Below are 26,661 nucleotides of genomic sequence, written 5' to 3' on the forward strand. Positions count from 1 at the left end.
CCGGCCCCGCACGCAAAGGCGCCGGGGCCGGTTGGACAGGGGGTGACTCAGACGGTTCGCGCGTCCGCCGTCCGCGCCCCCGCGGGCTCCGAGTCCACGGCGGACTCGATCCGGGCCAGATCGCGGTTCCGCGTCTCCTTGGCGACGCCCACCGCGATCAGGGTGAGGACGGCCGCCGCGATGACGTACAGCGCGATCGGCGTGGAACTGCCGTAGTCCGACAGCAGCGCCGTCGCGATGAGCGGAGCCGGCGCGCCGGCAGCCACCGAGGCGAACTGGGCGCCCATGGACGCACCCGAGTAGCGCATGCGGGTCGCGAACATCTCCGAGAAGAAGGCCGCCTGGGGCGCGTACATCGCCCCGTGCAGCACCAGACCGATCGTCACCGCGAGAACGAGGTTCCCGAAGCTTCCCGTGTCGATGAGCGAGAAGAACGGGAACATCCATAGGCCGACCCCGGCCGCGCCCAGCAGATAGACGGGCCGGCGGCCGACCCGGTCCGAGAGCGCGCCCCACGCCGGGATGACGGCGAAGTGCACGGCGGAGGCGATGAGGACGGCGTTCAGGGCCGTCTGCTTGGAGACGCCCGCCGACGTGGTGGCGTACACGAGGATGAAGGCGGTGATCACGTAGTAGCTGATGTTCTCCGCCATGCGCGCGCCCATGGCGACCAGTATGTCCCGCCAGTGGTGGCGCAGAACGGACACCAGCGGGAGCTTCTCCGCGTCGGCGTCCCGGGCCGCCTTACGGGCCTCCGCCTGCTCCAGGGCCTGCTGGAACACGGGCGATTCATCGACAGAAAGACGAATCCACAAGCCGACGATCACGAGCACTCCGGACAGGAGGAACGGAATGCGCCACCCCCAGGAGCCGAACGCGGCGTCCGAGAGCACTGCGGTCAGCAGCGACAGCACACCCGTGGCAAGGAGCTGCCCGGCAGGTGCCCCGGTCTGCGGCCACGAGGCCCAGAACCCGCGCCGCCGCGCGTCCCCGTGCTCGGAGACCAGCAACACGGCCCCGCCCCACTCACCGCCGAGCGCGAACCCCTGGACCAGACGCAGCGTGGTCAGCAGCACGGGCGCGGCGGTGCCGACCGTCGCATGCGTGGGCAGCAGCCCGATCGCGAAGGTCGCCCCGCCCATGAGCAACAGGCTCAGCACCAACAGCTTCTTGCGCCCGAGCCGGTCGCCGTAGTGCCCGAAGACGAGGGCGCCCAGCGGACGGGCGGCGAACCCGACGGCATACGTCAGGAACGAAAGCAGCGTGCCGACGAGCGGGTCGGAATCCGGGAAGAACAGCTTGTTGAAGACGAGCGCGGCGGCGGATCCGTAGAGGAAGAAGTCGTACCACTCGATGGTGGTGCCGATGAGGCTGGCGGCGACGATGCGCTTGAGGTTCACGGGTGGTGGGGGAGCGGTGGTTCCGGAGGCCATGTGCGCCACTTCCTCGTGTGCGGTGGGGACGGGTACGTGTCGGCACACCGTAGAAACATGCAGGTCAGGCGCACATGTGGCGGGGCAACATAGTTCGAGGGTTGGCTATGCGTGCGGCCACCATGCCGGCTCGCGGAAGGGTGGTTCAGGTGCTCGAAGTTGATCGAAACGAGCACTGTCCGGGACATGTAGTTCGGGGTAATTTGACGGTGCGGTGCTGACTCCCGTGCTCGTTTGGTGCTGCCTAAAAGCCCACGTCATCACCTGTGTTCGCCCCTCCCGTGCTGACTTGGTGCTGACTACGCTCCGTTGAACTCGGACATCTTGGGGCTGATCGGCTCAGGGCCGTTGCGTCGTGGGCGACCTGACCGAGAGGCTGCCCCGGCTGTGCCGCTCGGCTCCGCGGGCACGGACAAGGCGTTGCGTCTGCGCGTGGTGCGCGTTCGGCCCAGCAGGTTCTTCGTCTGCTGGTGGTACACGCCTAACATGCCGTTGAACTGCGGAAATGAGTGCAGTCGAGGCGCGTTGTGGCCGGGGGTCCGGAAATGGTCCGGATCTTGGTCGCAGTTCTGGCTAGCTGCTTGGTCGGGCAGGACCGAAGACGCACAGCTGTGGTCCTCGGCTGTTCCCGAGGGCGTCCGCCATGTCGAACCCCAAGGGCCGGCCGCTGCCGCGCGATTCCGTTTCGATTCCCGGTCATCTCGAAGGGCGACCGCCACGCTGCAGCGCCTGCAGTTGGCGCGGCACGAGCAAGACGATGCGATCCTCGACCGTCCCGAAGGACGACCGGGACGTGGGCGACCACGGGTGATGGAGCGGCTCTGCACTGCCACCCGGCGCGACCAGCGCCTGCGGGCCTGCGGCGGTCAGTGGGACGCGGGGAAGCCCAGGTCCGGGCCGGTCGGCGTCTCGGCCGGGTCCGCCCAGCGGCTCGTGATGACCTTGCCGCGCGTGTAGAAGTGCACGGCTTCGCTGCCGTACATGCGGCGGTCGCCGAAGGCCGAGTCCTTCCAGCCGCCGAAGGAGTGGTAGCCCACCGGCACCGGCATCGGCACGTTCACGCCGACCATGCCGGTCTCGACCTCCAGCTGGAACCGGCGGGCCGCGCCGCCGTCGCGGGTGAATATCGCGCTGGCGTTGCCGTAAGGGGAGCCGTTGATGATGGCCATGGCCTCCTCGTAGGTCTCTGCGCGCAGCACGCACAGGACAGGACCGAAGATCTCGTTGGGTGACTCCACAGCTGCTCGATGGATCTCCTCACTCGTACGCCACCTGGCCCGAAGAGGCAGGGCGAACAGTCCAGGGTGGGCGAAGGCCAGCACGCAGCGCAGCCGAAGGCGGAGCGGGTCAATACTGAGGAGGTTGAGGAGTTCCGGGTGGCGTAGCGCGTTCTTTCGGCTCTCTCACGATTCCCGAAGTGGCACACTGATGTGAGGAAGAGCACACGGGGGGCCGCCCATCTGCGGGCCCGATGAGATAAGGCGTGCGGTGGAGAGGCGGATTGCCATGCGATCCCTGCTGGCGGTGGACGGCTCCGAAGGGCCCGACTCCCTTGCGGACCTCAGAGATTGGCTCAGCGACGAGTCACTGCTGCGGGGACGGGTGCACGTTCCGCCGTCCGCACCCGATGCGGGCGAACTGGGCGCCTGGAGCGACACCCTCATCGTGGCGGTCGGCGCCGGAGGTGCACTGACGGCACTGGCCAGGGCGGTTGCGGTCTACGTGCGCCAGCCGCGCCGCAGCACAGTACGGGTCAAAGTGGTCGCCCCCGACGGAACGCGTACGGAACTGACGGTCCAGCACGCGAAGAATCTCGACGCGGTCGAGAACCTGCTGCGCACGGCGCTGCATTCGGACACGGATACGGGCAGGAAGGCTGTCTCTGGTGGAGCCGCCCCCGCTCTCGGTGAGGCGTCCGAAGCGGAGGGCTGAGCATGATGCGCCCACCCGACCCGGCTCGTTCACGCGCTGTTCTGGTCGGCACAGCGGAGTACACCGAGGATGCCCTGCTGCCCGGCGTCCCGGCCGTACGCAACAACGTCCGTGACCTTCAGCGGCTGCTTACCGAAGGCCGGCCAGGAGCCTTCTCCACGGAATCCACTCGCACGGTTCTCGATCCGGCCACGCCGAGGGATCTCGGACTGCCGCTGCTGGAGGCCGCCCGCCAGGCTGAGGACGTCTTTCTCGTCTACTACGCGGGGCACGGCCTGATCGGCCATGAGCGGCGCGAGTTGTATCTCGGGCTGTCCAAGTCCGTCAGCGAGGCACCGTCGTTCACGGCCTTCCCGTTCCAGGGAATCCGCGAGGCATTTCTGGCCACTCCGGCGCGCAACCGGGTGCTCATCCTCGACTGCTGTTTCTCCGGACGTGCCATCACAGGTGGATTGTCCGGAACGTACGAGCCGCTCATCGACCAGATGGAGATCACGGGCACCTATACGCTGACGTCGGCAGCCGCCAATGAGCCCGCCCGGTTCCAGGACGGCGAACGGCACACCGCGTTCACCGGCGAACTGTTGCTCACCCTGCGAGACGGCATCCCCACTACGTCCTCGGCCGAGGTCACGCTGGGCGCATTGTTCCGGCACCTCAAGCGGGTGCTGCCGGCGAAGGGGCTGCCGGAGCCCCAGCAATGCGGAACGGACACCGCGGAGTTCCTGATCCTGACTCGGCCCCGCCCGCGTGCCAGACGCGGACCGGTCACCGAGGCGGACGTGGGCGGCCCTCCCGGCACCCGGGAAGGGCTGCTGGCACGCTGGGACCTCGGCCGCCGCCTTGGTGAGGAAGGCCAGACCGGCGAGGCCATGCGTCTGCTGAATGAAGTGGTGCCCGATCTCACCCGGACGCTAGGGCCGGACGATCCGGCCACCCTCGTCGGGCGGATCAACCTCGCCTACTGGACCGGGCGTGAGGGGGACACCGACGAGGCGCTCAGAATGTCTACTGCCGCAGTCAGTGACATGACGCGCGTGCTCGGACCGCACCACCGCGCCACGCTCGTGGGCCAGAGCCAACTCGCGTACTGGATGGGCGAGTCGGGCAGACATCATGAGGCGCTGAGCCTCACCGCCTCCGTCCTTACCGACCTCGTGCGCGTCCTGGGCCCCGACGACCGCGAGACCCTCATCGGCCGTGCCCGGCTGGCTCGTTGGACCGGGGAGGCCAGTGACCCGGCCGCGGCGGCGCGGCTGACCGGTGAACTCGTACCCGATCTGTCCCGCGTCCTGGGCGCGGAGGACCGCGAGACCTTCACCGGGCGTATGAACCTGGCGCAGTGGACGGGCCGGGCCGGTGGGAGTAAGCGTGCCGTGCGTCTGCTCACGGACCTGGTGCCGGACGTGTCCTGGGCCCTGGGCCCCGATGATCGGCAGGCCCTTCTCAGCCGCTCACGACTGGCCCACTGGTCGGGCGCCGCGGGACGGCGGCGCCGGGCGCGGCGGCTGTTCGCCGCCGCCGTACCGGATCTCGAACGAGTGCTGGGCCCCGACGACCGCGAGACCCTGCTCGCACGCAGCCAGCTCGCCCACTGGACCGGAGAGACGGGGCAAGCCGCGGAAGCGGTGCGGATTTTCAGCCTATTGGTGAGCGACATCGCCTGGGTCCTCGGCTCCGATGACAGGGCCACGCTGGTCAGCAGGGCGCGGTTGGCCCACTGGACGGCGGTACAGGGTGAAGTGGGTGACGCCATCCGCCAGTTCCACGCCGTCCTGCCGGATCTCAACCGCGTCCTGGGCTCGGACGCTCCCGAAACCGTCGAGAACCGCGTGCTGCTGGCCTTCTGGCGCAAGAAGGCGGACCGACGGCTCAAGGAGCAGATCTTCTACGGCACCGGGCCGCGCGGAGGCTCGCCGTGAGTCGGCGGGAAACGCAGGGCGAACGGGAAGGGGGGATCGGCCCCGGAGTCGGTTCCGCTCTGGAGCGTTCGGATCCTGCGCGGATCGGGCCCTATCAATTGCTCGGCCGGTTGGGGTCCGGCGGCATGGGCAAGGTGTATCTCGGCCGCTCCCGCACGGGGCAACTGGCCGCGGTCAAGGTGTTGCACGACCAGCTCGCGGAGGACCGGGATTTCCGTAGCCGGTTCGAGCGTGAACTGCAGGCGGCATCGCGGGTCAGCGGTCGTTTCACTGCCGCCGTTCTGGAGTCGTCCCGCGGTATCGAAGAGCGTCTGTGGATGGCGACCGAGTACGTTCCGGGGCCGTCCCTGAGCCAGGCGGTCTCCGCGTTCGGGCCGCTGGCCCCGACGACGCTGCTGGCCCTGTGGCTGGGGCTGCTCGGTGCGTTGGAGTCGATCCATGCGGTGGGAATTGTGCACCGCGACCTGAAACCGTCGAACGTACTGCTCGCGGAGGACGGCCCCCGGCTGATCGACTTCGGTGTCTCCGTCCTCGGCGGCGCGACCACCCTCACGCGTACGGGAGTGGTCATCGGATCCCCTGGATACATGTCGCCGGAGCAGGTCCAGGGCCATAAGGCGGGACCCCCCAGCGATGTGTTCGCCTTGGCATGCACGCTGATGTTCGCCGCCACGGGTACCGCCCCGTTCGAGGGGGAGAACCCGATGGGGGTGATGTACCGCGTCATCCATGACGAACCCGACCTCAGTCGTGTGCCGGACCAGATCACCTCACTGATCCGCCCCTGCCTCGACAAGGATCCACTGTCCCGGCCCTCGGTCACCGAGCTGATCAACATGTTGCCCGCAGCGGAGACGGACGAGGTGTCCCGGCTACTGGCCCATGGCAAATGGCTGCCCGAGGCCATCCGGCGCCAGACGCGGGAACACGCGGCAAAGGTCTTCGAATGGGACGGTGTGCGCCCGTCGGCCCTGCCTGCGGCGTACCCGGATCATCACGAGGACGGCGAGCCCGACCCTCACACCGGGACGTTCTCCGAGCAACCACGGTCGCAGCCGGACCCGACGCCGCAACCGGACCACGCGATCACCCGGGGCGTGGACGGCCCTGTGCGCGAGCCGATCTCCGAGCCTCCTACTGTGCCACGGGGCAGTGTCGGCGCACCTCCGAACGGCAGTCCCCCGAACCCCCCGAACCCCCCGGGCCCCTACGACACCGGCGGTCCCGAGCCCGATCCTACGAACGAGGCGTCCTTGCGGACCCACACGGTTCCCCTGCCTGCGGAGCTGCCACCGCTGCCACGGATCCCGCGCCGTACCTGGCTCCGCTGGCTGCCGGATCGACGCGGTACGCGTTAACCAGCGCGGGATTCTGCGATGACACCGGACCCGCCGGTCGCGCCAGGCAGGCCCGACAACTGGTTGAAGAGGCCGAACAGGCTCTGACGCCGGCCGTCATCTACGAAGCCGAACGCGGCAGCTCCTGGACCCAGATCGCGGCCTACCTAGGAATCAGCGCCGACGAGACGAGGCAGAAGAGCGACATTCGCCTGCGCTCCAAGCATGGAACTCGGCTCTCGAGGAGCCATACCGACTGGACGAGACGGGTCGCAAGCGCATCCCGCAGCTGCCCACCGCGGCATACGACCCTGGTCGATACGGCGGCGCCGCTCCAGCAGGCTGGGGAAGAAGCTGTCCGAGCGCAGCTTGGGTATGGCCAGGTCCAGATCGCCGGCCTGCGTGGTCAGCGTCTTGTCCCGGTGCCCGTTGCGCAGCGCGGTGCGCGTGTCGGTGTGCTCGTTCCACTCGGCGCCGATCCTCGCGCTCGCCTCGGCCTCGATGAGTTCCTGGAGCATCATCGTCCCCGCGTCCGGCCGCTTCCCTTCGATCACGTTGGGAGACACACATGCCCACCACTGTGCGGTCGGCCACTGATCCGGTGACCGGGGACCGTAGCCGTCACACGGTCGCGGCTCTCGCCGCCGCCGTGGTCGGCTTCTTCGTCGTCACGCTCGACGCCACGATCGTCAACGTTGCCCTGCCCACCATCCGGGACGAGCTGGGCGGCGGGATGACCGGACTTCAGTGGGTGGTGGACGGCTACACCCTGATGTTCGCCGCGCTGCTGCTGTCGGCCGGCGCGCTCTCGGACCGGATCGGGGCCCGACGGGCTTTCGGCGCGGGGGTAGCGGTGTTCGTCGCCGCCTCCGCAGCCTGCGGTCTGGCACCGACTCTCGGTGTCCTGGTGGCGGCCCGTTTCGTGCAGGGTGCCGGAGCGGCGATCGTGATGCCCACCACGCTGGCGCTGATCAGAGAGGTGTACGGCGACCAGGGCCGCCGGGCTCGCGCGGTGGCCGTATGGGCGATGGGCGGCGCCGCGGCCGCCGCGGCCGGTCCGCTCGCCGGCGCTGCTCACCGAGCTCAGCTGGCGGCTGATCTTCTTCATCAACGTGCCCGTCGGCGTCGTAGCCCTGTCCCTGCTGGTGCGCATCCAGCCGTCCCCCCACCGGAAGGTGCCGTTCGACCGGGCCGGGCAGGTGGCCGCCGTCGCGGCGATGGGCGGACTGACGTACGGGGTGATCGAAGCCGGCGCGGACGGTTTCACGGCCCCCCGGGTGATCGCCGCCCTGATCCTCACGGTCGTCGGCATGACGGCGTTTCTCATGGCGGAGTCCCGCACCGCGCATCCGATGGTGCCGCTGGAGATGTTCCGCAATGGTCGGCTTCTACGGGATGCCGTTCTTGTTCAGTCTGTACTTCCAGCAGCTGCGCGGTCTGTAGGCGATGGCGACCGGGGTCGCGTTCCTGCCGATGATGGCCTTCTCCGCACTGCTCACGCCGGCTTCGACCCGGCTGGTGGGCAGGGTCGGCCGCAGGGTGTCGATCACGGGCGGGCTGTTGCTGATGGCGGCGGGAATGGTCGTCCTGGCGGTGCTGCCGGAGACTGCGCCGCTGTGGGTGGTCGCCGTGCTGATGATCCCCGTCGGTCTCGGTGGCCCGCTGATCATGCCGCCGCTGACCGCGCAACTGCTCGACAACGTGCCCGCCCCCCCGGGCAGGGGTCGCGAGCGGGATCCTCAACACAGCCCGTCAGGTGGGCGGTGCCCTGGCGGTCGCCGTGTTCGGCGCCCTGCTGGCGGGCCAGGCGGGTTTCCTGCCGGGGCGGCGTACCAGCCTGGTCATCACCGTCGTCGTGCTGCTGGCGACCGCCGCGGCGACCCCACTGCTCAAGCGGCGTCACCAGCCGCTTGCCGAATGATCCGGGCTCACGGAGTACCCAGCGCGGTGGGCCGCCCGGCCCAGTCACCGCCGAGGAGCCGACCGGAGGGGGAATCGATGTGCGATCCCCGCAAGCCCTTCGACCCCCTACCTCACCCAAGGAGTTGCATCATGGCGAAGCAGACCGCTCCGCAAGCCCTGGCCTCCGGGGCCCCCAAGTTGGTCGAGCTGACGGACGAAGTCCTCTTCGGTGACGTGTGGGAGCGCCCTGAGCTGTCCCCGCGGGACCGCAGCCTGGTTACCGTCAGCGTGCTCGCGGCCCTGTACCGGACCGAGCAACTCGGCTTCCGCCTCAAGCTCGCCCTGGAGAACGGCCTGACCAAGGAGGAGCTCGGCGAGGCGCTGACCCACCTGGCCTTCTGCGCAGGCTGGCCCACCGCCATGACCGCCGTCACCCAGCTGAAGGGCATCGTTGAGCAGACCGAAGGCCCCGCCGCTTGACCGGGCGGCCTATCCGGACTGCTTCCTGTCCCACCGCCGCGCGCATCGTCCGCGACCGCCGGCGCCTCACGCACAACGAGTACGGAGTAACACCATGGAACTGTTGAAGAAGCCGCCGACGATGAAGCTGCCGGCCGAGTGGTTCACCGGCGACGCGCGGGCCGACGTCATCTACCGCGGTGAGGACCCCTCCCGCGCCCGCGCGAACGCGGTCCGCTTCTCGCCCGGTGCCCGCACCGCCTGGCACTCCCACGGCGTCGCGCGACTGATACAGGGTTCCGGTGCGGCCGCGATGATGACTACGTCGCTCGCCCTGATTCGCGAGGCGTACATGGATCCCGTGCCACTCGGACTCCGACTCCGATGGGCGCCGGTTCACCCGGAAGCGACTGGATCAGCTCGTCTTCGGGCCCCACTGCCGTCCTATCAGATCCCATTCCTGGTCCCAGTGGGCCATACGCCGCTGCTCGAGCCGCGCTCGCGCGATGGCGCCCGCGCCGAAGACCGGAACCGCGACTGCCAGGGCGGCAGCGCCACCGAAGAGCGCCGCCTCGAGGTGTCCTTCGGCGCTGCCCGTGGGCGCCGAGGGTGCCAGCCGACCCTGGCCGTCCTCCCAGACCGTCACACGCGCTCCGGCCTCAAGACCCGGGCCCACCAGCGTGTGCCCGGAACGGGAGGTACCGTCGGCAGCCGTCCAGCGCACCGTGCCCTGGACACGGCCGTCCGTCGACCAGCCCCCGGCGATACGAGGAGGTGCGTCGGCGAGGAGGACGGCCTGGACGGGATGCCGGTGGGCGCGCTGCTCCGCGTACTCGTGCTCGACGCTGCGGACCGTCACCAGGCCGGTTATGGCGCCACCGATCGCCATGAGGAACCAGACGGCCAGGACCACCCAGGTCTCTATGACGTCCTCCTGCCTCCGCAGCGGATTGCTCCGCCACCGCCACAGCCGCTTCGTGCTGCTCATAACGGAACCCTCCGCGTTGTGATGACTGCTTCGACGGTGGCCTCGTCTCGGCAACCCCACGAGAGGCCGACGGGCCCGACCGAAAGGACGTCCGGCCCTGCGTGTCGTGCCCGAGGGCCATCCAGCCCAGTTGGGCGGTGGCGAAGCCCCACGCGACCCGGCTGGTGGGCAGAGCGGACCCCCGAAAGGGGCCGCTCGGCCCATGTCACCGGACCGCTCGTCGGCGCAGCCCGTAGGTGTCGCGGAGCGGCACCAGCCCTTCGGAGGACACCATCAACGGCACTCCCACCTCGTGAACGACGTGATGACCTGGAGGGGGGTCTTCGCCCTGCGCACGGGTGCGGCGTTCAAGAACATGCGTATGACCGGTCTGCTGGCCACCGACGGTGCCCGCCACCCACGCCGGCCACCTCCTCGCCGTCCCGCGCGAAGCCCTGTCCAATACGGCCCGGCGTGCCATGGCCACGACGGTGGAGGTCACCGCCGAAGCCTTCGACCGGACACTGCGGCTGACCGTCGCCGCCCACGGACGTGGCGTCGACCCCGCCATCACCCGCCGCAGCGGGCTCGCGAACCTGCGCACCCGTGCCGAGGAACTCGGCGGTACGTTCCGTGTCGCTCCCCGCGACCCGGCCGGCACGCTCCTGGAGTGGACCGTGCCTCTGCCCGCCGGCACCCGAGACCACTCAGACGGGAGGCTGATCCGCCCGCGCGGCACCGTGTGACGCCCGGTCAGATGGGTCGCCTCCGCCGGCAGCGGTACGCTTCCGCGCCGGCACACGGGTGTGCGTCCGTGGGCCACTCTCCGGCCAGGGTGGGACAGGCGGCACCCACTCATGGCCGCGGCCGGGCTCAGCATGGACAGAGCACCTGCACTGGTCCAGGGAGGGCGGGCTCATGCATCCCAACGACGGTTTCCACGAACTCGGTCGCGCCGAGTGCCTGCGCCTGTTGGCGACGGCTCCCGTGGGCCGGGTCGTCTATACACGGCAGGCCCTGCCCGCGGTCGTGCCGGTCAACTTCGGGCTGGACACGGACGGAGCGGTGCTGCTGCGCACCTCGGCGGTGTCCGAGCTGGCCCGCGCGGTCGACGGCGCGGTCGTCGCCTTCGAGGCGGACGCCGTCGACGTGGTGCCACAGTCCGGCTGGAGTGTCGTCGTCACCGGCCGGGCCGAGGTCGTGACCGACCGGACGGAACGCGGACGCCTAGAGCGGATGACCCTGTGTTCCTGGGCGCTGTCGCCCGACGAGGTGTTCGTCCGTATCGAAGTCGAGTTGGTCACGGGGCGGGCACTCGTCGGCGGCCGGACGCTGTACGGCGTGCCCCTGCCGGCCCTGACCACCGTGGATCGCCTGTGCCTACCGGGACCGAACGTCCCTACAGCGGTGGGGCCGAACGGTACGGCGGTGGGCTCCCGCAGGCCCTGCCCCCGGTGGTGACGGGCGAGGAGCATCGTCGGTGGAGCCGCCCAGGGGACCTTCCCTGAGCGGTGTCGCGAACGATGCGGAGGCAGAGATGACCGTGGCACCCCACCCGGACGTGGCCGCGCCCACCGAGGCCTGGCGGGGCTTCGCCGGACCGCGGTGGCGCGAGAGCGTCGACGTGCGTGACTTCATCCAGGCCAACTTCACGCCGTACGAGGGCGGCCCGGAGTTCCTGGCCGGCCCGACGGAGCGCACGCTCTCCGTATGGCACCGGGTCAGCGCCCTGTTTCCCGAGGAGCGGCGCAAGGGCATCCTCGACGTGGACGCCGCCACCCCTTCCACGATCACCTCGCACGCCCCGGGCTATGTCGACCGGGAGCGTGAGCTGATCGTCGGGTTGCAGACCGACGCCCCGCTGAAGCGGGCGATCATGCCGAACGGCGGCCTGCGGATGGTGGAGAACGGGCTGAGGGCCTACGGATACGAGCCCGACCCGTTCGTGGCCAAGGTTTTCGGCACCTACCGCAAGACCCACAACGACGGCGTCTTCGACGCTTACACCCCCCAGATGCGGGCCGCCCGCAAGGCCGGCATCATCACCGGGCTGCCCGACGCCTACGGCCGTGGCCGGATCATCGGCGACTACCGGCGCGTCGCGCTCTACGGCACCGACCGGCTGATCGAGGCCAAGCGGGCCGAACGAGCGCTCCTGGACGCGCAGCCCTCCACCCCGGACGTCATCCGGGACCGTGAGGAGCTGGCCGAGCAGATACGCGCGCTGGGTGAGCTGACGCGGATGGCGGCGTCGTACGGCTGCGACGTCTCCCGGCCCGCCGCGACCGCGCAGGAGGCCGTGCAGTGGCTCTACCTGGGCTTCCTGGCCGCCGTGAAGGAGCAGAACGGCGCCGCCATGTCGCTGGGGCGCACTTCGACCTTCCTGGACGTTTACCTCCAGCGAGACCTGGACGAGGGCCGCATTGATGAAACGCGGGCCCAGGAGCTGATCGACGACTTCGTGATCAAGCTGCGAATCGTGCGGTTCCTGCGCACCCCGGAGTACGACGCGCTGTTCTCCGGTGACCCGACCTGGGTGACGGAGTCCATCGGCGGTATCGGCGCCGACGGCCGGCCGCTGGTCACCCGCACATCGTTCCGCTTCCTCCAGACCCTGTACAACCTCGGGCCCGCGCCGGAGCCGAACCTGACCGTGCTGTGGTCGCCGCGCCTGCCGGAGGGGTTCAAGCACTTCTGCGCCCAGGTCTCCATCGACACCAGCTCCATCCAGTACGAGTCCGACGACCTGATGCGGCCTCGCACCGGCGACGACACCGCCATCGCCTGCTGTGTCTCCGCTATGGCGGTCGGCAGGCAGATGCAGTTCTTCGGTGCCCGGGTCAACCTCGCCAAGGCCCTGCTGTACGCGATCAACGGGGGCCGGGACGAGATGACCGGCGAGCAGATCGCGTCCGAGATGGCCCCGCTCACCGGCGACCACCTCGACTACGACGAACTGTCGGCGGCGTACGACCGGATGCTCGACTGGCTGGCCGAGACGTACGTCGACGCGCTCAACGTCATCCACTACATGCACGACAAGTACGCCTACGAGCGCATCGAGATGGCGCTGCACGACCACCCCGTCCACCGCTTCATGGCCTGCGGCATCGCCGGACTGTCGGTGGCCGTGGACAGCCTGTCCGCCGCCAAGTACGGCCGGGTGAAGGTGATCCGGGACGAGACCGGGCTCGCCGTCGACTACGAGACCGAGGGCGAGTTCCCCGCGTACGGCAACAACGACGACCGCGCCGACGCCCTTGCCGTCGACCTGGTCGAGTCGTTCATGGCGAAGGTGCGCAAGCACCCCACCTACCGGGGCGCCGAGCACACCCAGTCCGTGCTGACCATCACCTCCAACGTGGTGTACGGCAAGCACACCGGCAACACCCCCGACGGCCGGCGCGCCGGACAGCCCTTCGCACCCGGCGCAAACCCGATGAACGGCCGGGACCGGCACGGGGTCGTCGCGTCGGCGCTGTCGGTGGCGAAGCTGCCGTACGAGGAGGCCCGGGACGGGATCTCCCTGACAACGACCATCACGCCCGAGGGACTCGGTCACGACCCCGCCGAACGCCCGGGCAACCTGGCCGGCGTCCTCGACGGCTACATGGCCGCGGGCGGCTTCCACATGAACGTCAACGTGCTGAACAGGGCGACCCTGGAGGACGCCATGGAACACCCGGAGAAGTACCCCGAGCTGACCATTCGGGTGTCCGGATACGCCGTCAACTTCGTCCGGCTCACCCGTGAGCAGCAACTCGACGTGATCAACCGCACCTTCCACGGATCGCTGTGAACGGCACGACGGCGCCGGCGGTGACCGGCCGGATGCACTCCTGGGACCTGTCCACCGGCGTGGACGGTCCCGGGACCCGGTTCGTGCTGTTCGTCAGCGGCTGCCCGCTGCGCTGCCTGTACTGCGCCAACCCGGACACCTGGCACATGCGGGACGGCCGGGAGACGTCGGTCGACGAGGTCATGGCGGAGATCGGGAAGTACCGCAGCTTCGTCACCACGGCCGGGGGAGGGGTGACGATCACCGGCGGGGAACCGCTGCTCCAGCCCGCCTTCACGGCCTCCGTCCTGCACCGCTGCAAGGCGGCCGGGCTGCACACCGCGCTCGACACCTCCGGCTTCCTGGGCGAGCGGGCCACCGACGAACTCCTCGCCGACACCGACCTGGTGCTGCTGGACATCAAGTCGTTCGACGTCCCCACCTACCGCAAGCTCACCGGCGGCCAACTGGCGCCCACCCTCACCTTCGCCACCCGCCTGGACCGGCTCGGTGTCCCCGTGCACATCCGGTACGTCCTCGTCCCCGGCTGGACCGACGACCCGTCCGCGGTGGACGGTCTCGGTGCCTTCCTCGCCGGGCTCGGCACCGTGGACCGCGTGGACGTCCTGCCGTTCCACAAACTCGGTGCCCACAAGTACGACGCCCTCGGCATCGACTTCCCGCTGCGCGACACCCCCGTGCCCGACCCGGAGCTGGTGGAACGAGTGCGGGAGCAGTTCCGCGAGCACGGCCTGCGGGCGCTGTGAGCCGGGACCTCTCGGGTCCGGGGCCGCCCGGCCCCCACGTCGGGACCAGTGGCCTCTGCGACCTCAACTCTCCTGTGACGAGACTGAGTTCACACCGAGAAGGAGTTCCAGCGTGCCCCGCACCATCACCGTCGGCGTGGACGGTTCGCCCGGTTCCCTCGTCGCCGTCGACTGGGCTGTCCGGGAGGCCCGGTACCGCGACGTCCCGCTGCGTCTGGTCCATGCCGTACGGCATCCTGCCGAGGCGGACCGCTCCCTGAGCGAAGCCGAAGCGAGGATCGCGCGCCGCCACCCGGACCTGCGGATCGACAGCGACCGCGTCGCCGCCGATCCGGTCTCCGCGCTGCTCGCTGCGGCCGAGGATGCCGAGCTGGTGGTACTCGGCTCGCATGGTCCGGGCGGTGGCGTCGCGGGTCTCCTGGCCGGGTCCGTCGCGCTCGCGGTCGCGGGGCGCAGCCGGCGGCCCGTCGTCCTCGTGCCGGGCGGACACCACCAGGGCGAGCACAGGACCGGCGGCCCCGGCATGACGTCGCAGGCGACCGCGTACTCCGACGTCGTCCTGGGTCTGGATCTGAAGGATCCGCATGAGGCGGTGATCGAGCTCGCGTTCGACGCCGCCTCGCGTCGCGCGGCGAGGCTGCGCGTCGTCCACGGCTGGAGTCCGGAGCCGTACGCCCCCGACGGAGGCGGCACGTGGCAGTCTCCGGCGGCAGACGGACACAGCCTGTGCGAACTGCTGGATCCCTGGCGGGAGAAGTTCCCCGGTGTGGAGGTGGCCGCACAGGCCGTGATCGGCACGGCCGGTACGCATCTGGCCGAGGCCTCCGCTGACGCGTCCCTGGTAGTGGTCGGCCGCGCCGAGCGCCGGATGCCCGTCGGCGCCGCGATCGGTCCGGTCGCCCAGGTCGTCCTGGAGCACAGCTCGGCACCGGTGGCGGTGGTCCCGCGCGTCTGAGCCCGTCCGTGAACCGCCTGTCGGCTGGACAGCCGACAGGCGGTTCACGCGCGGCCGGGGTTGCCCGGGGCAGCTGTGCCTCGGTCAGCCGTCGCCGAACAGAGAGTCCAGAACGTGGTTCACCGGACGCACGGTGGGCAGTGCGATGCGTGCCGGCGAAGACGCTCCGGCCGAGGGAGACGCTGCCCAGCAGCCGGGGGGCCTCGTCGCGGTCCAGTTCGATACTTCGGCGCGGCCCGGCGGGAACGGCTCGGGTGGCGTCGGTGGTCATAACGGGTTTCCGTACGGTCGCGTTGCTCACTGCCGTCTGTCTCTGGTCGACGTGCCCGGATGCGAACGGGCGCCTGTCCGCGGCGGGATGCGCGGGTGCACGCCTGCGGACAGACGCATCAGATCAGTGGATCCACCCCAGGACCCTCGGGCCAGGACGCTTCGGCCCTGGCCCGAGGTCCGGTCGACCCGTCACCCCGCCCAGTAATAGGCGGCGCGCATGATCTTCTGCATGTCGTCGAGCATGGGCATACGCGGGTTGGCGGGCGCGCACTGGTCCTCGTAGGCGTTCAGCGCCTGTCGGGGCAGCGCGTCGAGGAAGGACCGCTCGTCGACGCCCAGTTCCTGGAACGACCGCTCGATGCCGACGGCGTCGCGCAGGTGCTCGACCGCACGGGCGAGGGACTCCACCCCCTCGTCCGTAGTGGCGGCCGGCAGGCCGAGGGCGGAGGCTATCTCCTGGAAGCGTTCGGGAGCCCGGTAGTTCTCGTACTTCGGCCATCCCGTCAGTTTCGTCGGCACGGTGCCGTTGTAGCGGATCACATGCGGCAGCAGGACCGCGTTGGTCCGGCCGTGCGCGATGTGGAAGGTGGCGCCCAGGGTGTGGGACATGGCGTGCACGATGCCGAGAAAGGCGTTGCCGAAGGCCATGCCGGCGATGGTGGCCGCGTTGTGCATCTTCTCCCGCGCATCAGGGCGCGCGGTGTGGTCGTTGACGGCCGCCTCGATGTTGGCGAAGATCAGCCGGATCGCGTGCAGGGCCAGGCCGTCGGTGAAGTCGTTGGCGTACACGGACACATACGACTCGATGGCGTGGGTGAGGGCGTCGAAGCCGCTGTCGGCGGCCAGGGCCGGAGGCAGGTCGGTGGTGAGCAGCGGGTCGACGATCGCCACGCTGGGGGTGAGCGCGTAGTCGGCCAGCGGGTACTTCTTGCCGGTCGTCGGGTCGGAGATGACCGCGAAGGGGGTGACCTCGGCTCCGGTGCCGGAGGTGGTGGGAATGCAGACCAGGCGTGCGCGGGCACCGAGCGGCGGAAAGCGGAAGGCTCGCTTGCGGATGTCGGAGAACTTCTGCCGCATGTCGGCGAAGTCGACATCCGGGTGCTCGTACAGCAGCCACATCACCTTCGCCGCGTCCATCGGGGAGCCGCCGCCGAGCGCGATAACGGTGTCCGGGCGGAAGTCCCGCATCAGCCGGGCGCCGCGCTGCACGGAGTCGATGCTGGGCTCCGGTTCGACGTTGTCGATGATCTGCACGGTGACGGGCTCGTGACGCCGCTGCAGGACACGGTTGACGCGGTCGACGAAACCGAGCCGGGTCATGGTCGCGTCGGTGACGATGGTGACGCGGTGGACGTCCGGCATGGAGGTCAGATAGCGGATGGACTGCGGCTCGAAGTAGATCTTCGGCGGCACCTTGAACCACTGCAGGTTGTTGCGGCGGCTGGAGACCCGCTTGATGTTCAGCAGCTGGGCGGCGGAGACGTTGTCGGACACCGAGGTGCTGCCCCAGGAGCCGCAGCCGAGGGTCAGGGACGGCAGCAGACTGTTGTAGATGCCGCCGATGGCCCCTTGTGACGAGGGCGAGTTGACGATGATCCGGACGGTCTTCATGCGGCTGCCGTACGCCTCCGCCAGCGCCGGGTCCTCCGTGTGGATGACGGCGCTGTGCCCCTGACCGTGGAAGGCGACCATGTCGGCGGCCAGGTCGAAGCCCTGCTGCTCGGAGCCGGCCCGCAGTACGGCGAGCACCGGGCAGAGCTTCTCCCGGGTCAACGGCTCTTCCGGACCGACCCGTTCGGCCTCGACGAGGATCAGCGAGGTGTCCTCGGGCACGGTGAATCCGGCCTGCTCGGCGATCCACGCCGGGCTCCGGCCGACGGCCGCGGCGTTCACCTTCGGCTCGCAGCCCGCGTTCGCCCCGCCGGCCGGGAAGAGGAACGCCTCCAGCTTCGCCTTCTCCTCCGCGGTCGCCAGATGGGCGTGCAGCCTGCGGAACTCGGCCAGCGCCGCGTCGTATATCTCCTTGTCCAGGATCACGGCCTGCTCGGAGGCGCAGATCATGCCGTTGTCGAAGGACTTGGACAGCACCAGGTCGTTGACGGCCCGGCGCAGCCTGGCGCTCTTGTGCACGTACGCCGGCACGTTGCCCGCGCCCACTCCAAGGGCGGGCTTGCCCGCCGAATAGGCGGCCCTGACCATGGCGTTGCCGCCGGTGGCGAGGATCAGCGAGACGCCGGAATGGCGCATCAGGATGCCGGTCGCCTCGACGGACGGTGTCTCGATCCACTGCACACAGTGCTCCGGAGCGCCGGCGGCCACCGCCGCGTCCCGGACGACCCGCGCCGCCTGCGCACTGCACCGCTGGGCGGAGGGGTGGAAGGCGAACACGACCGGATTGCGCGTCTTCAGCGCCATCAAAGCCTTGAACACGGTGGTGGAGGTCGGGTTGGTGACGGGCGTGACCGCGCAGACCACACCGACCGGTTCGGCCACCTCGACCATGTCCTCGATGTCGTCCCGGGCGATGACCCCGACGGTCTTCATCCGGCCCATGCTGTGCGTGACGTGCTCGCACGCGAACATGTTCTTGGCCGCCTTGTCCTCGAAGACCCCGCGTCCTGTTTCCTCGACTGCCGACCTCGCCAGCGCGGTGTGGTGGTCCAGGGCGGCGACCGAGGCCTTCTTGACGATGTGGTCGACCTGCTCCTGGGCGAGGGCGTCGTAGTCGGCGAGCGCCTTGAGTCCATTGGTGACCAGCCGGTCCACGGCGATGGCGATGTCCGAGGGTGCGTCGGCGCTGGCCGCCGCCTCGGTTCCGGCGTCGTGACGGGTCATGGGGGTGGGCCTCCCTTTGAGGAGCCGCCGGGCGTGGTCGGCGGCGGGCGGTGTGGGCGGCACCGCGGGATCGGTGCCGCCCACACCTCGACTCTCGTGCGGTCCGCCCTTCACCCCCAGGTGCCGATGGTCCCTGTCGGGGGCCTGACCGGCACGGCTGCGGGTAGGACGGGCGGCGGTCGGAGTGCGGCGAGGCCATCCGGTCGACGTCCCGACTGGCCGCCGCCGAAGGTCTAACCGCGTCGGTCGCCGGCCGGGCCGCCGCGCCACGGAGGCGGAGTGGCCGACCTGCGGGCCTCCTCCCGGCGGTGCAGCACCCTGGTCATCTGGCTGCGCAGCAGGTCCTGCAGCCGGTCCGCCAGTTCGTGCGCCGTCGCCTCCCGGGCGTGCACGACCACGCGGGCGTCCCCCAGGACCAGCTCGGCCCCGGCCGACCAGGGCTGCTCGGTGTGGCGTGCGGTTGCCTTGGTGATCCTCACCTCGCCGCGGGCCGCAGGGATCCCCGGCCGGCCGAGGACCGCGTCGATCTTCGTCCGGAGGTAGGCCAGCGCCTGCTCGTCCACGTCCCCTTCGGCCCGCACCTGTACGGCGACGGCGGTGTCGGCACGTGTTTCCGTGTCCTTCGCAGTCATGTGCTCTGCTCCTTCTTGATCGTCGGTGGTGGCTCCAGACTTCTGCGCGGAACGGGCCGTGCCCAGGGCTGTCAGGTCCCCGCGGGCGGGCCGGAAGTCCCCTGCCCCCGGCCCGCAGGTCGGCCCGGGGCGCCGGGCGGCCTCCGTAACCGCGCCGGATACCCGAAGCCGGGTACGGGAAACTGGGAGAGAACAGGGCCCACCGGCCCTGGTCCATCCGCGCGGATGGGAGCAAGATCCCGGGAGGGGAACCGACACCGTTCAGAATCGGACCTCGGTGAGGCACGCCGGAACAGGGAGCGATTGATGGCAGACAGCGAGCAGCACGGCCCCGAGAACCCGATCCGGGTTTTCCTGATGGACGACCACGAGGTGGTCCGGCGTGGCGTGCGCGACCTGCTGAACGACGAGCCGGACATCGAGGTGATCGGTGAGGCCGGCACGGCGGAACAGGCCCTGGTGCGCGTCCCCGCGCTGCGCCCGCATGTGGCGGTGCTGGACGTCCGGCTTCCCGACGGCGACGGTGTGACCGTGTGCCGGGAGCTGCGTTCCCGCATGCCGGAGCTGGCCTGCTTGATGCTGACCTCCTTCGACGACGAGGAGGCACTGCTGGACGCGATCATGGCGGGCGCCTCCGGGTACGTCCTGAAGCAGATCCAGGGCTCGGACCTGGTCTCGGCCGTGCGTACCGTGGCCGCCGGCCAGTCGCTGCTGGACGCGAGCGCCACCACCAAGTTGATGGCGCGGCTGCGCGGCGGTCAGCAGCAGGAGGAGGACCCGGACGCGCTGCCCGGGCTGACCGACCGGGAGCGGGAGATCCTGGCTCTGATCGGCGAAGGTCTCACCAACCGGCAGATCGGGCAGCGCCTTTATCTTGCCGAGAAGACGGTGAAGAACCACATCTCCCGCCTCCTCGCCAAGCTCGGGGTGGAGCGCCGCGTCCAGGCGGCCGTGATCGCCACACGGGTCAGGGACCGGCAGAAGCAGAACAGCCGCTGACGGCGGAGCGGTGCCTGGTGTCCTGCGCCCGCTGCGATGTACGGCCCTTCGCCGTGCTGGGTGAGTAGTGAGCAGGTGGGGTGGCTGGGTGAGTAGTGAGCAGGTGGGGTGCCCGGCCGATCGCGTCGGCCGGGCACCCTCGCGTCGCGCCGTCGGTCATGCCGACGACAAGGTTCCCTCGCCCTTCGCGGCAGCGGCGACGGGATCCGTCGTGCGGTCGGCTGCGGTCGGTTCGAACTCCACGTCGACCACGCCCTCGACGGCACGGACCAGCCGCGCGGCCACCGGGACGAGGGATGCGTCCCGGGCGTGCCCGACGAGCGTGACGACGCCGTCCTTCACCTCCACCCGCACGACCGACGCCGGGCCGGGGAAGAGGTACGACACGACCTCGCGGCGCACCTCCTCGGCGATTTCCTCGTCGTCGCGCAGGAACACCTTCAGCAGGTCACCGCGACTGACGAGGCCCTCCAGCATGCCCACCTCGTCGATGACGGGGAGCCGCTTGACGTGGGCGTGCGCCATGGCGTGGGCGGCCTGGGCGAGCGTCGCGTCCGCCCGGACGGTCAGGGCGGGGGAGGTCATCAGGTCCTCCGCGGTGAGTCCGCCCGCCTTCGCCAGATCACCGAGGCGACGCAGCTGGGTGACCCGGTCGGGGTCGCTGTCGCGGAACTCCTCCTTCGGCAGCAGGTCCGCCTCCGAGACGACGCCCACCACGCGGCCCTCACCCTCAAGGACGGGCAGGGCGCTGACCTTCCAGTCCCGCATCAGCCGCACGATCTCCTTGAAGGAGGCCTGCCGGCCGACCGCGGCGACCGTGTGAGACATGACATCACTGACGATGTGCGGGGTGCCGTGCATGGTGACTCCTTCGGTGTTCCGACGTCCTCAGACGGCGCTGCCGGCGCCGTACGGGGCATAAAGGTCGAGCAGCCGGGTCCGGGTGGACCGCAAGCGGTGGGCGAGCACCTCGCCGGCCCACCGGGTGACGGCCTGACCGAGTGGCGGGTCGGCATCGCACAGGGAGTGGACGGCCGCGGCGTCGAACTCGTGAGCTCGCATCGGTGTCACGGTCATGGCACCCAGATGCCACGCATGTGGCGTGAAAAGCCAGGACAGGCCGACCAGTTCGCCAGGGCCGAGGATCTCGATGACGGCGCGGCGCCGGCCGGGCACGTGGGTGTCGAGCGCGATGGAGCCGGTGCGGATGATCCAGAACCGGTCCGCTCGGGCGCCCTCGTCGAAGATGCGCGTTCCCGGCGGGAAAGACACGTCGCGGGCCAGGCTCATGAGCCGTTGCCGGCGGTCGGCGGGCAGCGCGCGCAGCAGGGTCGGGGTGTTCATGGCCCGCCTCCCGGACGGGTTGAGGAATCCTGACCCTTTCAGCGTGTGACGGCGGTCGGGTCCGGACGAGGGCCTTTGGACCCCGGAGCACGGGCCGCCCGTCCCGAGCCCGGCCGGGTGGGCCTCGGGGCCGGGACCATCGGGCCGGAAGCGGGGGCCTTGCGGCCACTGACCTTGTGCGGCGGGGCGCAGAAAGATCGTCCGCAGATCGACCCACCCTGACGCACCGCGCAAGGAGTACGTCATGTCCGGATCCAGACGAGACGGAAAGGGGACGGGGCCGACGGCGGCGCTCGGCCTGCCTGCCGCCTCCGCGCTCGTGATCGGAAGCATCGTCGGCACCGGAGTCTTCGCTCTGCCCTCCGCCCTGGCCCCCTACGGACCGATCTCCCTCGTCGCGTTCGTCGTCGTCACCCTTGGCGCGCTCGCGCTTGCGCTGACCTTCGGCGCGCTGTCCAAGCGGGTTCCGGCGAGCGGCGGGCCGTACGTCTACGCCCGTGAGGCGTTCGGTGAGTTCGCCGGATTCCTCAACGCCTGGTCGTACTGGATCACTGCCTGGGCCGGCAACGCCGCGATCGTCGTGGCCTGGGTCGGTTACGTCGAGGTGTTCGTCAACACCGGTCACAACAAGTGGATTTCAGTGACGCTCGCGCTGATCGGGCTGTGGATCCCCGCCGCGGTCAACCTCACCGGCGTCCGCAACACGGGTGCCTTCCAGCTCCTCACGACCGTGCTGAAGTTCGTCCCGCTCGTCTTCATGGCCACCGTCGGGCTGCTCTTCATCGACTCCCACAACTTCGGCCCCTTCAACGCCAGCGGGCAGTCGGCGCTGGGTGCGATCTCGGCCGCGGGGGCCATCGCCCTGTTCAGCTACCTCGGTCTGGAGGCCGCCTCGGTCGTCGCCGGGCGGGTCCAGGAGCCGAGACGCAACGTTCCGCGCGCCACGGTCTACGGCACCCTCGTCTGCGCGGTGATCTACATTCTGGGCACGCTCGCCGTCTTCGGTACCGTCGCCCACGGCAAGCTGGGTGACTCGAGCGCGCCCTTCACGGACGCCGCGAACGCCATCTTCGGCGGAACCTGGGCCGGTGACATCGTCGCCGTCGCCGCGATCATCTCCGGGATCGGTGCCCTCAACGGCTGGACCATGCTGTGCGCGGAAATGCCGTACGCCGCAGCCCGCGACGGACTCTTCCCGCAGGCCTTCGCCCGGCTGCGCGGCGAGAACGACGTCCCCGTCTTCGGCATCGTGGCCTCCACGGTGTTGGCCTCCCTGATCACCGTGTTCAGCTACACCCGCTTCGACGAAGTCTTCACCAAGATCGTGCTGCTGAGCGTGCTGACCGCGGTGATCCCCTACCTGTTCTCCGCCGCCGCCCAGTTGTACTGGTTGCTCGGGCACGGCGGACAGCAGCCCAGCCGGCGGAGGCTGGCCCGTGACGCGTCGGTCGCCGCTCTCGCCCTCGCCTTTTCGTACTGGTCGATCCAGGGCAGCGGCTACCAGACCGTCTACTACGGGCTGTTCGTCCTGCTGCTGGGCGTGCCGGTGTACGTCTGGCTCAAGCGGGGCCAGGCCGTCGACGACCAGGTGGTCGACGCTCGGGCCGCGGCGATCCCGGCCCAGCAGGAGCGGGCACCCGAGACGCCCGGGCCGGCCCGGCGGCTCTCCCGGGGACTGCGCACCGACCGCATCGGCGGGGTGCGCAGGCGGGGCGATCTCCGCCACCACGACTGACCACCCACACGCTCGAAGGAACTGCCGCGATGAACACCTTTCATGTCGACTCCGAGGTCGGCCGCCTGCGCCAGGTGATCCTGCACCGCCCCGGCCTCGAACTCTCCCGCCTCACCCCACGCAACGTCGACGCCCTGCTCTTCGACGACATCCTGTGGGCCAAGCGAGCCCGTGAGGAGCACGACGCCTTCGCCCAGGTCCTGCGCGACCACGGCGCCCGCGTCCACTACTTCGCCGACCTGCTCGCCCAGACCCTCGACGCCCCCGAGGCCCGCGAGTGGCTCCTCGACCGGGTCGTCACCCCGGGCATCGTCGGGCCGGCCCTCATCGACCCGGTGCGTGGACTGTGCGCCGAGCTGGACGGCGAGACGCTCGCCGGCTACCTCATCGGCGGGCTGCTCAAGTGTGATCTACCGCTGGCCGACCCGCACAGCCTGGTGTGGAGCGCGCTCCACACCGACGACTTCGCGTTCACCCCGCTGCCCAACCACCTCTTTCCGCGCGACAACTCGTGCTGGATGTACGACAAGCTCTCCGTGAACCCGATGGCCAAGCCGGCCCGGCGCCGCGAGAGCCTGCACGCGGAGGCGATCTACCGCTTCCACCCGATGTTCGCGGGGGTCGCGCCGAAGCCGCTGCTCGACGGTGCCGTGGGCACGCTGGAGGGCGGTGACGTACACGTCCTCGGCAACGGCGCCGTCATGGTCGGCATGGGTGAGCGCACCACGGCCCAGGCCGTGGAGAACCTGGCTGCCCGGCTGTTCACGAGCGGCACGGCCAGTCGCCTGATCGCGGTCCAACTGCCCGCCGCCCGTGCCTACATGCACCTCGACACGGTGCTGACCATGCTCGACCGCGACGCCTTCGTCATCTACCCGGGTCTGGCCGACTCCCTGCGTTCCTGGACCCTCACACCCAGCGACGCCCGCGAGACCGGCTTCGAGGTGACTCCGGACTCCGACCTGGCCACCGCGCTCGCCGAGGCCCTGGACCTGGACAAGGTCCGCATGCTCTCCGCGCCGCAGGACGTCCGGGGCGCCGAGCGCGAACAGTGGGACGACGGAAGTAACTTCCTCGCCGTCGCCCCCGGCGTCGTCGTCGGCTACGAACGCAACGTCACCACCAACACGTATCTGCGCAAGCAGGGCATCGAGGTCGTCACCATCGCCGGTGCCGAGCTCGGCCGCGGCCGGGGCGGTCCCCGCTGCATGAGCTGCCCCATCGAACGCGACCCGGTCGCCTGACCCCCGGAAGGACACCATCATGACCGTCGACCTGCGAGGCCGTTCCTACCTCAGCGAACTCGACTTCACCGCCGCCGAGATCCACCACCTCCTCGTCCTCGCCGCCGACCTCAAGGCGGCCCGCCGCGCCGGCACCGAACAACCCCGGCTCACCGGCAGACACATCGCCCTGCTCTTCGAGAAGAGCTCCACCCGCACGCGCTGCGCCTTCGAGGTGGCCGCGGCCGACCAGGGCGCCACCACCACCTACCTCGGCCCGGGTGACACCCACGTCGGCCACAAGGAGTCCGTCGCCGACACCGCCCGCGTCCTCGGCCGCATGTTCGACGCCATCGAGTACCGGGGCTCCGCCCAGTCGATCGTCACCGAACTCGCCGCCTACTCCGGCGTTCCCGTCTACAACGGACTGACCGACACCGCCCACCCCACCCAGAGCCTGTGCGACGTGCTCACCATGCGCGAGCACAGCACCAAGCCGCTCACGGACATCAGCTACTGCTACCTGGGTGACGCCCGCAACAACATGGGCAACTCCCTGCTCGCGATGGGCGCGTTGCTGGGTATGGACGTGCGTATCGCCGCTCCCCGCGCGCTGTGGCCGCAGGGCAGCCTGGTCGACACCTGCCGGGTGCTTGCCGGGCGAAGCGGAGCCCGCATCACCCTCACCGAGGACGTCGAGACCGCCGTGCGCGGCGCCGACTTCCTGCACACCGACGTCTGGGTCTCCATGGGGGAGCCCCCCGAGACCTGGCGCGAGCGGATCGACCTGCTCCTGCCGTACCAGGTGAACGACAAGACACTCGCGGCCACCGAGAACCCCGACGTGAAGTTCCTGCACTGCCTGCCGTCCCTGCACGACGAGGGGACGCGGCTCGGCCGGGAACTGCTCGCCACCTACGGCCTGAACGGGCTGGAGGTCACCGACGAGGTCTTCTCCTCGCCGGCCTCGATCGTGTTCGACCAGGCGGAGAACCGCCTGCACACCATCAAGGCCGTGCTCGTCGCCACCCTGGAGGACTGAACCATGCGCATCGTAGCCGCTCTCGGCGGCAACGCCCTGTTGCACCGCGGCGACCGCCCCGACGCGGCCGTCCAGCAGACCAACATCGAGGGCGTGGCCACCGCCCTGGCCGTCCTCGCCCGGGAACACGAGTTGGTCATCACGCACGGCAACGGACCACAGATCGGGCTGCTCGCCATGGAGAGCGAGGCCGACCGGGCGCTCAGTGCCCCATACCCCCTCGACCTGCTCGGCGCGCAGACGCAGGGCATGATTGGCTCCCTGCTGGCCCGCACCCTGCACGACGCCCTGCCGGGCCGACGGATCGCCGCACTCGTCACGCACACGCTCGTGCGGGCCGACGACCCCGCGTTCGACCGGCCCACGAAGTTCGTCGGCCAGGTCTACTCCCGCGCCATGGCCGAGAAGCTCGCCCGCAAGCGCGGCTGGCACATCGCCCGGGACACCACCGGCTGGCGCCGTGTCGTGCCCTCCCCGTCACCCGAACGGATCCTGGAGACCGACACCGTTGACGACCTGCTCGGTCTCGGCGCCTTGGTGATCTGTGCCGGCGGTGGCGGCGTTCCCGTCACCGCCGACCGCGACTCCGGTGCCCTGACCGGCGTCGAGGCCGTCGTCGACAAGGACCTCACGGCCGCCCTCCTCGCCGAGGACCTGAAGGCGGACTTCCTCCTCATCCTCACCGACGTGCCCTGCGTGTACGAGCGGTACGGCACCCCCGACCAGCGACCCGTCCCCGATGCCACTCCCGCCGAACTGCGCCACGGGGGCTTCCCGGACGGCTCCATGGGACCGAAGACCGAGGCCGCCGCCCGCTTCGTGGAACGCACGGGAGGACTGGCCGCGATCGGAGCGCTGGACGCCGCGTACGAGATCGTCCACGGCCGCTCCGGCACCCTGGTCCGCCCGGAGCTCACCGCCGGCTGAACGGCACCGGTCCACATACGGTGTCGAGGCGTTCGCGCGGACCTTCGGCGAGCCCGGCCCTTCCGAGCCCGGGCCAATCACCGCCAACCGGGCCGCCGGGCAGGGACGTTGGGCCCCACCGCCGGAGTCCTTCGGCATCCGGCGCCGCGCGGCGCGCGCCGCGAGAGTGGGTGCCGGCAACCACGACCCGACATTGCCA

At 70.2% G+C, this 26,661-nt stretch carries 22 protein-coding genes and 3 pseudogenes; 16 read left to right on the forward strand and 9 right to left on the reverse strand.

Translation table 11 applies throughout. The features are described 5' to 3' along the window. Nucleotides 1–47: 47 nt before the first annotated feature. Nucleotides 48–1,433 carry an MFS transporter gene (locus Q2K21_RS16610; protein WP_310771496.1) on the reverse strand — a complete coding sequence of 462 codons (1,386 nt, stop codon included), beginning with the start codon at nucleotides 1,431–1,433 and terminating at the stop codon, nucleotides 48–50. 866 nt (nucleotides 1,434–2,299) lie between these two features. Beyond that, a pseudogene (locus Q2K21_RS16615) lies at nucleotides 2,300–2,659 on the reverse strand (aldehyde dehydrogenase family protein); the annotation flags it as partial. 280 nt (nucleotides 2,660–2,939) lie between these two features. On the opposite strand from Q2K21_RS16615, the gene Q2K21_RS16620 reads away from it, so the two are divergent. The 3 genes from Q2K21_RS16620 to Q2K21_RS16630 are packed head-to-tail and all read left to right on the forward strand — an operon-like array spanning nucleotide 2,940 to nucleotide 6,645. After that, nucleotides 2,940–3,365, forward strand: a complete 426-nt coding sequence (locus tag Q2K21_RS16620) for an effector-associated constant component EACC1 (protein WP_310771498.1) — start codon at nucleotides 2,940–2,942, stop codon at nucleotides 3,363–3,365. Nucleotides 3,366–3,367: 2 nt separating this feature from the next. Then, nucleotides 3,368–5,287, forward strand: coding sequence for a caspase, EACC1-associated type (locus Q2K21_RS16625; RefSeq protein ID WP_310771500.1), 1,920 nt, complete (start codon nucleotides 3,368–3,370; stop codon nucleotides 5,285–5,287). Continuing rightward, complete coding sequence (locus Q2K21_RS16630; RefSeq protein WP_310771502.1) at nucleotides 5,284–6,645, forward strand: serine/threonine-protein kinase; 1,362 nt, start codon at nucleotides 5,284–5,286, stop codon at nucleotides 6,643–6,645. Before Q2K21_RS16625 ends, Q2K21_RS16630 begins: the two co-directional genes overlap by 4 nt. A gap of 290 nt (nucleotides 6,646–6,935) precedes the next feature. On the opposite strand, the pseudogene Q2K21_RS16635 reads toward Q2K21_RS16630, so the two are convergent. Beyond that, nucleotides 6,936–7,139 (reverse strand): annotated as a pseudogene (locus tag Q2K21_RS16635) (transposase); the annotation flags it as partial. A gap of 53 nt (nucleotides 7,140–7,192) precedes the next feature. Between Q2K21_RS16635 and Q2K21_RS16640 the strand changes: the two are divergent. Then, nucleotides 7,193–8,101 carry an MFS transporter gene (locus Q2K21_RS16640; protein ID WP_310771504.1) on the forward strand — a complete coding sequence of 303 codons (909 nt, stop codon included), beginning with the start codon at nucleotides 7,193–7,195 and terminating at the stop codon, nucleotides 8,099–8,101. Here Q2K21_RS16640 and Q2K21_RS16645 read toward each other — a convergent pair. Continuing rightward, entirely contained in the window at nucleotides 8,013–8,294 is a 282-nt protein-coding gene (locus tag Q2K21_RS16645) for a hypothetical protein (RefSeq protein WP_310781411.1), read from the reverse strand. The genes Q2K21_RS16640 and Q2K21_RS16645 overlap by 89 nt on opposite strands. Nucleotides 8,295–8,380: 86 nt before the next feature. On the opposite strand from Q2K21_RS16645, the gene Q2K21_RS16650 reads away from it, so the two are divergent. Both Q2K21_RS16650 and Q2K21_RS16655 read left to right on the forward strand, forming a co-directional pair. Continuing rightward, nucleotides 8,381–8,545 (forward strand): hypothetical protein, encoded by a 165-nt coding sequence (locus Q2K21_RS16650; RefSeq protein WP_310771506.1) that lies wholly within the window; start codon nucleotides 8,381–8,383, stop codon nucleotides 8,543–8,545. A 131-nt stretch (nucleotides 8,546–8,676) separates the two neighbouring features. Further along, nucleotides 8,677–9,006 (forward strand): carboxymuconolactone decarboxylase family protein, encoded by a 330-nt coding sequence (locus Q2K21_RS16655; RefSeq protein WP_310771508.1) that lies wholly within the window; start codon nucleotides 8,677–8,679, stop codon nucleotides 9,004–9,006. 394 nt (nucleotides 9,007–9,400) lie between these two features. On the opposite strand, the gene Q2K21_RS16660 is transcribed toward Q2K21_RS16655, so the two are convergent. After that, nucleotides 9,401–9,973 carry an Rv1733c family protein gene (locus Q2K21_RS16660; protein ID WP_310771510.1) on the reverse strand — a complete coding sequence of 191 codons (573 nt, stop codon included), beginning with the start codon at nucleotides 9,971–9,973 and terminating at the stop codon, nucleotides 9,401–9,403. Between the two features lie 386 nt (nucleotides 9,974–10,359). Between Q2K21_RS16660 and Q2K21_RS16665 the strand changes: the two genes are divergently transcribed. The 5 genes and pseudogenes from Q2K21_RS16665 (at nucleotide 10,360) to Q2K21_RS16685 (ending at nucleotide 15,452) form a co-directional block, all read left to right on the forward strand. Then, entirely contained in the window at nucleotides 10,360–10,698 is a 339-nt protein-coding gene (locus Q2K21_RS16665; RefSeq protein ID WP_310771512.1) for a sensor histidine kinase, read from the forward strand. A gap of 172 nt (nucleotides 10,699–10,870) precedes the next feature. Then, nucleotides 10,871–11,308: pseudogene (locus tag Q2K21_RS16670) on the forward strand (pyridoxamine 5'-phosphate oxidase family protein); the annotation flags it as partial. A 181-nt stretch (nucleotides 11,309–11,489) separates the two neighbouring features. Continuing rightward, nucleotides 11,490–13,751 (forward strand): formate C-acetyltransferase, encoded by a 2,262-nt coding sequence (pflB, locus tag Q2K21_RS16675; protein WP_310771514.1) that lies wholly within the window; start codon nucleotides 11,490–11,492, stop codon nucleotides 13,749–13,751. Nucleotides 13,752–13,783: 32 nt separating this feature from the next. Continuing rightward, the gene (gene pflA / locus Q2K21_RS16680) at nucleotides 13,784–14,497 is read left to right on the forward strand and encodes a pyruvate formate-lyase-activating protein (protein ID WP_310781038.1); all 714 of its coding nucleotides are present in this window, start codon (nucleotides 13,784–13,786) and stop codon (nucleotides 14,495–14,497) included. Between the two features lie 112 nt (nucleotides 14,498–14,609). Beyond that, nucleotides 14,610–15,452 carry a universal stress protein gene (locus tag Q2K21_RS16685; protein ID WP_310771516.1) on the forward strand — a complete coding sequence of 281 codons (843 nt, stop codon included), beginning with the start codon at nucleotides 14,610–14,612 and terminating at the stop codon, nucleotides 15,450–15,452. Nucleotides 15,453–15,914: 462 nt separating this feature from the next. On the opposite strand, the gene adhE is transcribed toward Q2K21_RS16685, so the two are convergent. Together adhE and Q2K21_RS16695 are read right to left on the reverse strand one after the other, a co-directional pair. After that, complete coding sequence (gene adhE, locus Q2K21_RS16690) at nucleotides 15,915–18,560, reverse strand: bifunctional acetaldehyde-CoA/alcohol dehydrogenase (protein WP_310771519.1); 2,646 nt, start codon at nucleotides 18,558–18,560, stop codon at nucleotides 15,915–15,917. Nucleotides 18,561–18,793: 233 nt separating this feature from the next. Continuing rightward, on the reverse strand, nucleotides 18,794–19,192 hold the full coding sequence (locus Q2K21_RS16695) for a hypothetical protein (RefSeq protein ID WP_310771521.1): 399 nt from the start codon (nucleotides 19,190–19,192) through the stop codon (nucleotides 18,794–18,796). A gap of 306 nt (nucleotides 19,193–19,498) precedes the next feature. Between Q2K21_RS16695 and Q2K21_RS16700 the strand changes: the two genes are divergently transcribed. Then, a complete protein-coding gene (locus Q2K21_RS16700; protein ID WP_310771523.1) occupies nucleotides 19,499–20,191 on the forward strand; it encodes a response regulator transcription factor in 693 nt (230 codons plus the stop codon). A 156-nt stretch (nucleotides 20,192–20,347) separates the two neighbouring features. Here the strand turns inward: Q2K21_RS16700 and Q2K21_RS16705 are convergent, their stop codons facing one another. Beyond that, on the reverse strand, nucleotides 20,348–21,052 hold the full coding sequence (locus tag Q2K21_RS16705) for a CBS domain-containing protein (RefSeq protein ID WP_310771525.1): 705 nt from the start codon (nucleotides 21,050–21,052) through the stop codon (nucleotides 20,348–20,350). A 27-nt stretch (nucleotides 21,053–21,079) separates the two neighbouring features. Continuing rightward, a complete protein-coding gene (locus Q2K21_RS16710; protein ID WP_310771527.1) occupies nucleotides 21,080–21,535 on the reverse strand; it encodes a Crp/Fnr family transcriptional regulator in 456 nt (151 codons plus the stop codon). A 244-nt stretch (nucleotides 21,536–21,779) separates the two neighbouring features. Here Q2K21_RS16710 and Q2K21_RS16715 point away from each other — a divergent pair, with 244 nt between their 5' ends. From Q2K21_RS16715 to Q2K21_RS16730, 4 genes are read left to right on the forward strand one after another with little or no spacing between them, the layout of a single operon-like run. Next, nucleotides 21,780–23,270 (forward strand): APC family permease, encoded by a 1,491-nt coding sequence (locus tag Q2K21_RS16715; protein ID WP_310771529.1) that lies wholly within the window; start codon nucleotides 21,780–21,782, stop codon nucleotides 23,268–23,270. A 29-nt stretch (nucleotides 23,271–23,299) separates the two neighbouring features. After that, nucleotides 23,300–24,514, forward strand: coding sequence for an arginine deiminase (locus tag Q2K21_RS16720; RefSeq protein WP_310771532.1), 1,215 nt, complete (start codon nucleotides 23,300–23,302; stop codon nucleotides 24,512–24,514). A 19-nt stretch (nucleotides 24,515–24,533) separates the two neighbouring features. Next, nucleotides 24,534–25,535, forward strand: coding sequence for an ornithine carbamoyltransferase (argF, locus tag Q2K21_RS16725; RefSeq protein WP_310771534.1), 1,002 nt, complete (start codon nucleotides 24,534–24,536; stop codon nucleotides 25,533–25,535). A gap of 3 nt (nucleotides 25,536–25,538) precedes the next feature. Next, entirely contained in the window at nucleotides 25,539–26,462 is a 924-nt protein-coding gene (locus Q2K21_RS16730; protein WP_310771536.1) for a carbamate kinase, read from the forward strand. The last annotated feature ends 199 nt before the right edge of the window (nucleotides 26,463–26,661 follow it).

This window comes from Streptomyces sp. CGMCC 4.7035 (assembly GCF_031583065.1).
Taxonomy (GTDB): domain Bacteria; phylum Actinomycetota; class Actinomycetes; order Streptomycetales; family Streptomycetaceae; genus Streptomyces; species Streptomyces yaanensis.

What these genes read in the sequence shown, in the direction of transcription:
- Q2K21_RS16720 (WP_310771532.1), top strand. Translation starts at nt 23,300, where the DNA reads ATGAACACCTTTCATGTCGACTCCGAGGTCGGCCGCCTGCGCCAGGTG.
- Q2K21_RS16645 (WP_310781411.1), bottom strand. Translation starts at nt 8,294, where the DNA reads ATGATCAGCGGGCCACCGAGACCGACGGGGATCATCAGCACGGCGACC.
- Q2K21_RS16730 (WP_310771536.1), top strand. Translation starts at nt 25,539, where the DNA reads ATGCGCATCGTAGCCGCTCTCGGCGGCAACGCCCTGTTGCACCGCGGC.
- Q2K21_RS16700 (WP_310771523.1), top strand. Translation starts at nt 19,499, where the DNA reads ATGGCAGACAGCGAGCAGCACGGCCCCGAGAACCCGATCCGGGTTTTC.
- Q2K21_RS16705 (WP_310771525.1), bottom strand. Translation starts at nt 21,052, where the DNA reads ATGCACGGCACCCCGCACATCGTCAGTGATGTCATGTCTCACACGGTC.
- Q2K21_RS16715 (WP_310771529.1), top strand. Translation starts at nt 21,780, where the DNA reads ATGTCCGGATCCAGACGAGACGGAAAGGGGACGGGGCCGACGGCGGCG.
- argF (WP_310771534.1), top strand. Translation starts at nt 24,534, where the DNA reads ATGACCGTCGACCTGCGAGGCCGTTCCTACCTCAGCGAACTCGACTTC.
- Q2K21_RS16640 (WP_310771504.1), top strand. Translation starts at nt 7,193, where the DNA reads ATGCCCACCACTGTGCGGTCGGCCACTGATCCGGTGACCGGGGACCGT.
- adhE (WP_310771519.1), bottom strand. Translation starts at nt 18,560, where the DNA reads ATGACCCGTCACGACGCCGGAACCGAGGCGGCGGCCAGCGCCGACGCA.
- Q2K21_RS16695 (WP_310771521.1), bottom strand. Translation starts at nt 19,192, where the DNA reads ATGACTGCGAAGGACACGGAAACACGTGCCGACACCGCCGTCGCCGTA.
- Q2K21_RS16610 (WP_310771496.1), bottom strand. Translation starts at nt 1,433, where the DNA reads ATGGCCTCCGGAACCACCGCTCCCCCACCACCCGTGAACCTCAAGCGC.
- pflB (WP_310771514.1), top strand. Translation starts at nt 11,490, where the DNA reads ATGACCGTGGCACCCCACCCGGACGTGGCCGCGCCCACCGAGGCCTGG.
- Q2K21_RS16625 (WP_310771500.1), top strand. Translation starts at nt 3,368, where the DNA reads ATGATGCGCCCACCCGACCCGGCTCGTTCACGCGCTGTTCTGGTCGGC.
- Q2K21_RS16660 (WP_310771510.1), bottom strand. Translation starts at nt 9,973, where the DNA reads ATGAGCAGCACGAAGCGGCTGTGGCGGTGGCGGAGCAATCCGCTGCGG.
- Q2K21_RS16655 (WP_310771508.1), top strand. Translation starts at nt 8,677, where the DNA reads ATGGCGAAGCAGACCGCTCCGCAAGCCCTGGCCTCCGGGGCCCCCAAG.
- Q2K21_RS16620 (WP_310771498.1), top strand. Translation starts at nt 2,940, where the DNA reads ATGCGATCCCTGCTGGCGGTGGACGGCTCCGAAGGGCCCGACTCCCTT.
- Q2K21_RS16710 (WP_310771527.1), bottom strand. Translation starts at nt 21,535, where the DNA reads ATGAACACCCCGACCCTGCTGCGCGCGCTGCCCGCCGACCGCCGGCAA.
- pflA (WP_310781038.1), top strand. Translation starts at nt 13,784, where the DNA reads ATGCACTCCTGGGACCTGTCCACCGGCGTGGACGGTCCCGGGACCCGG.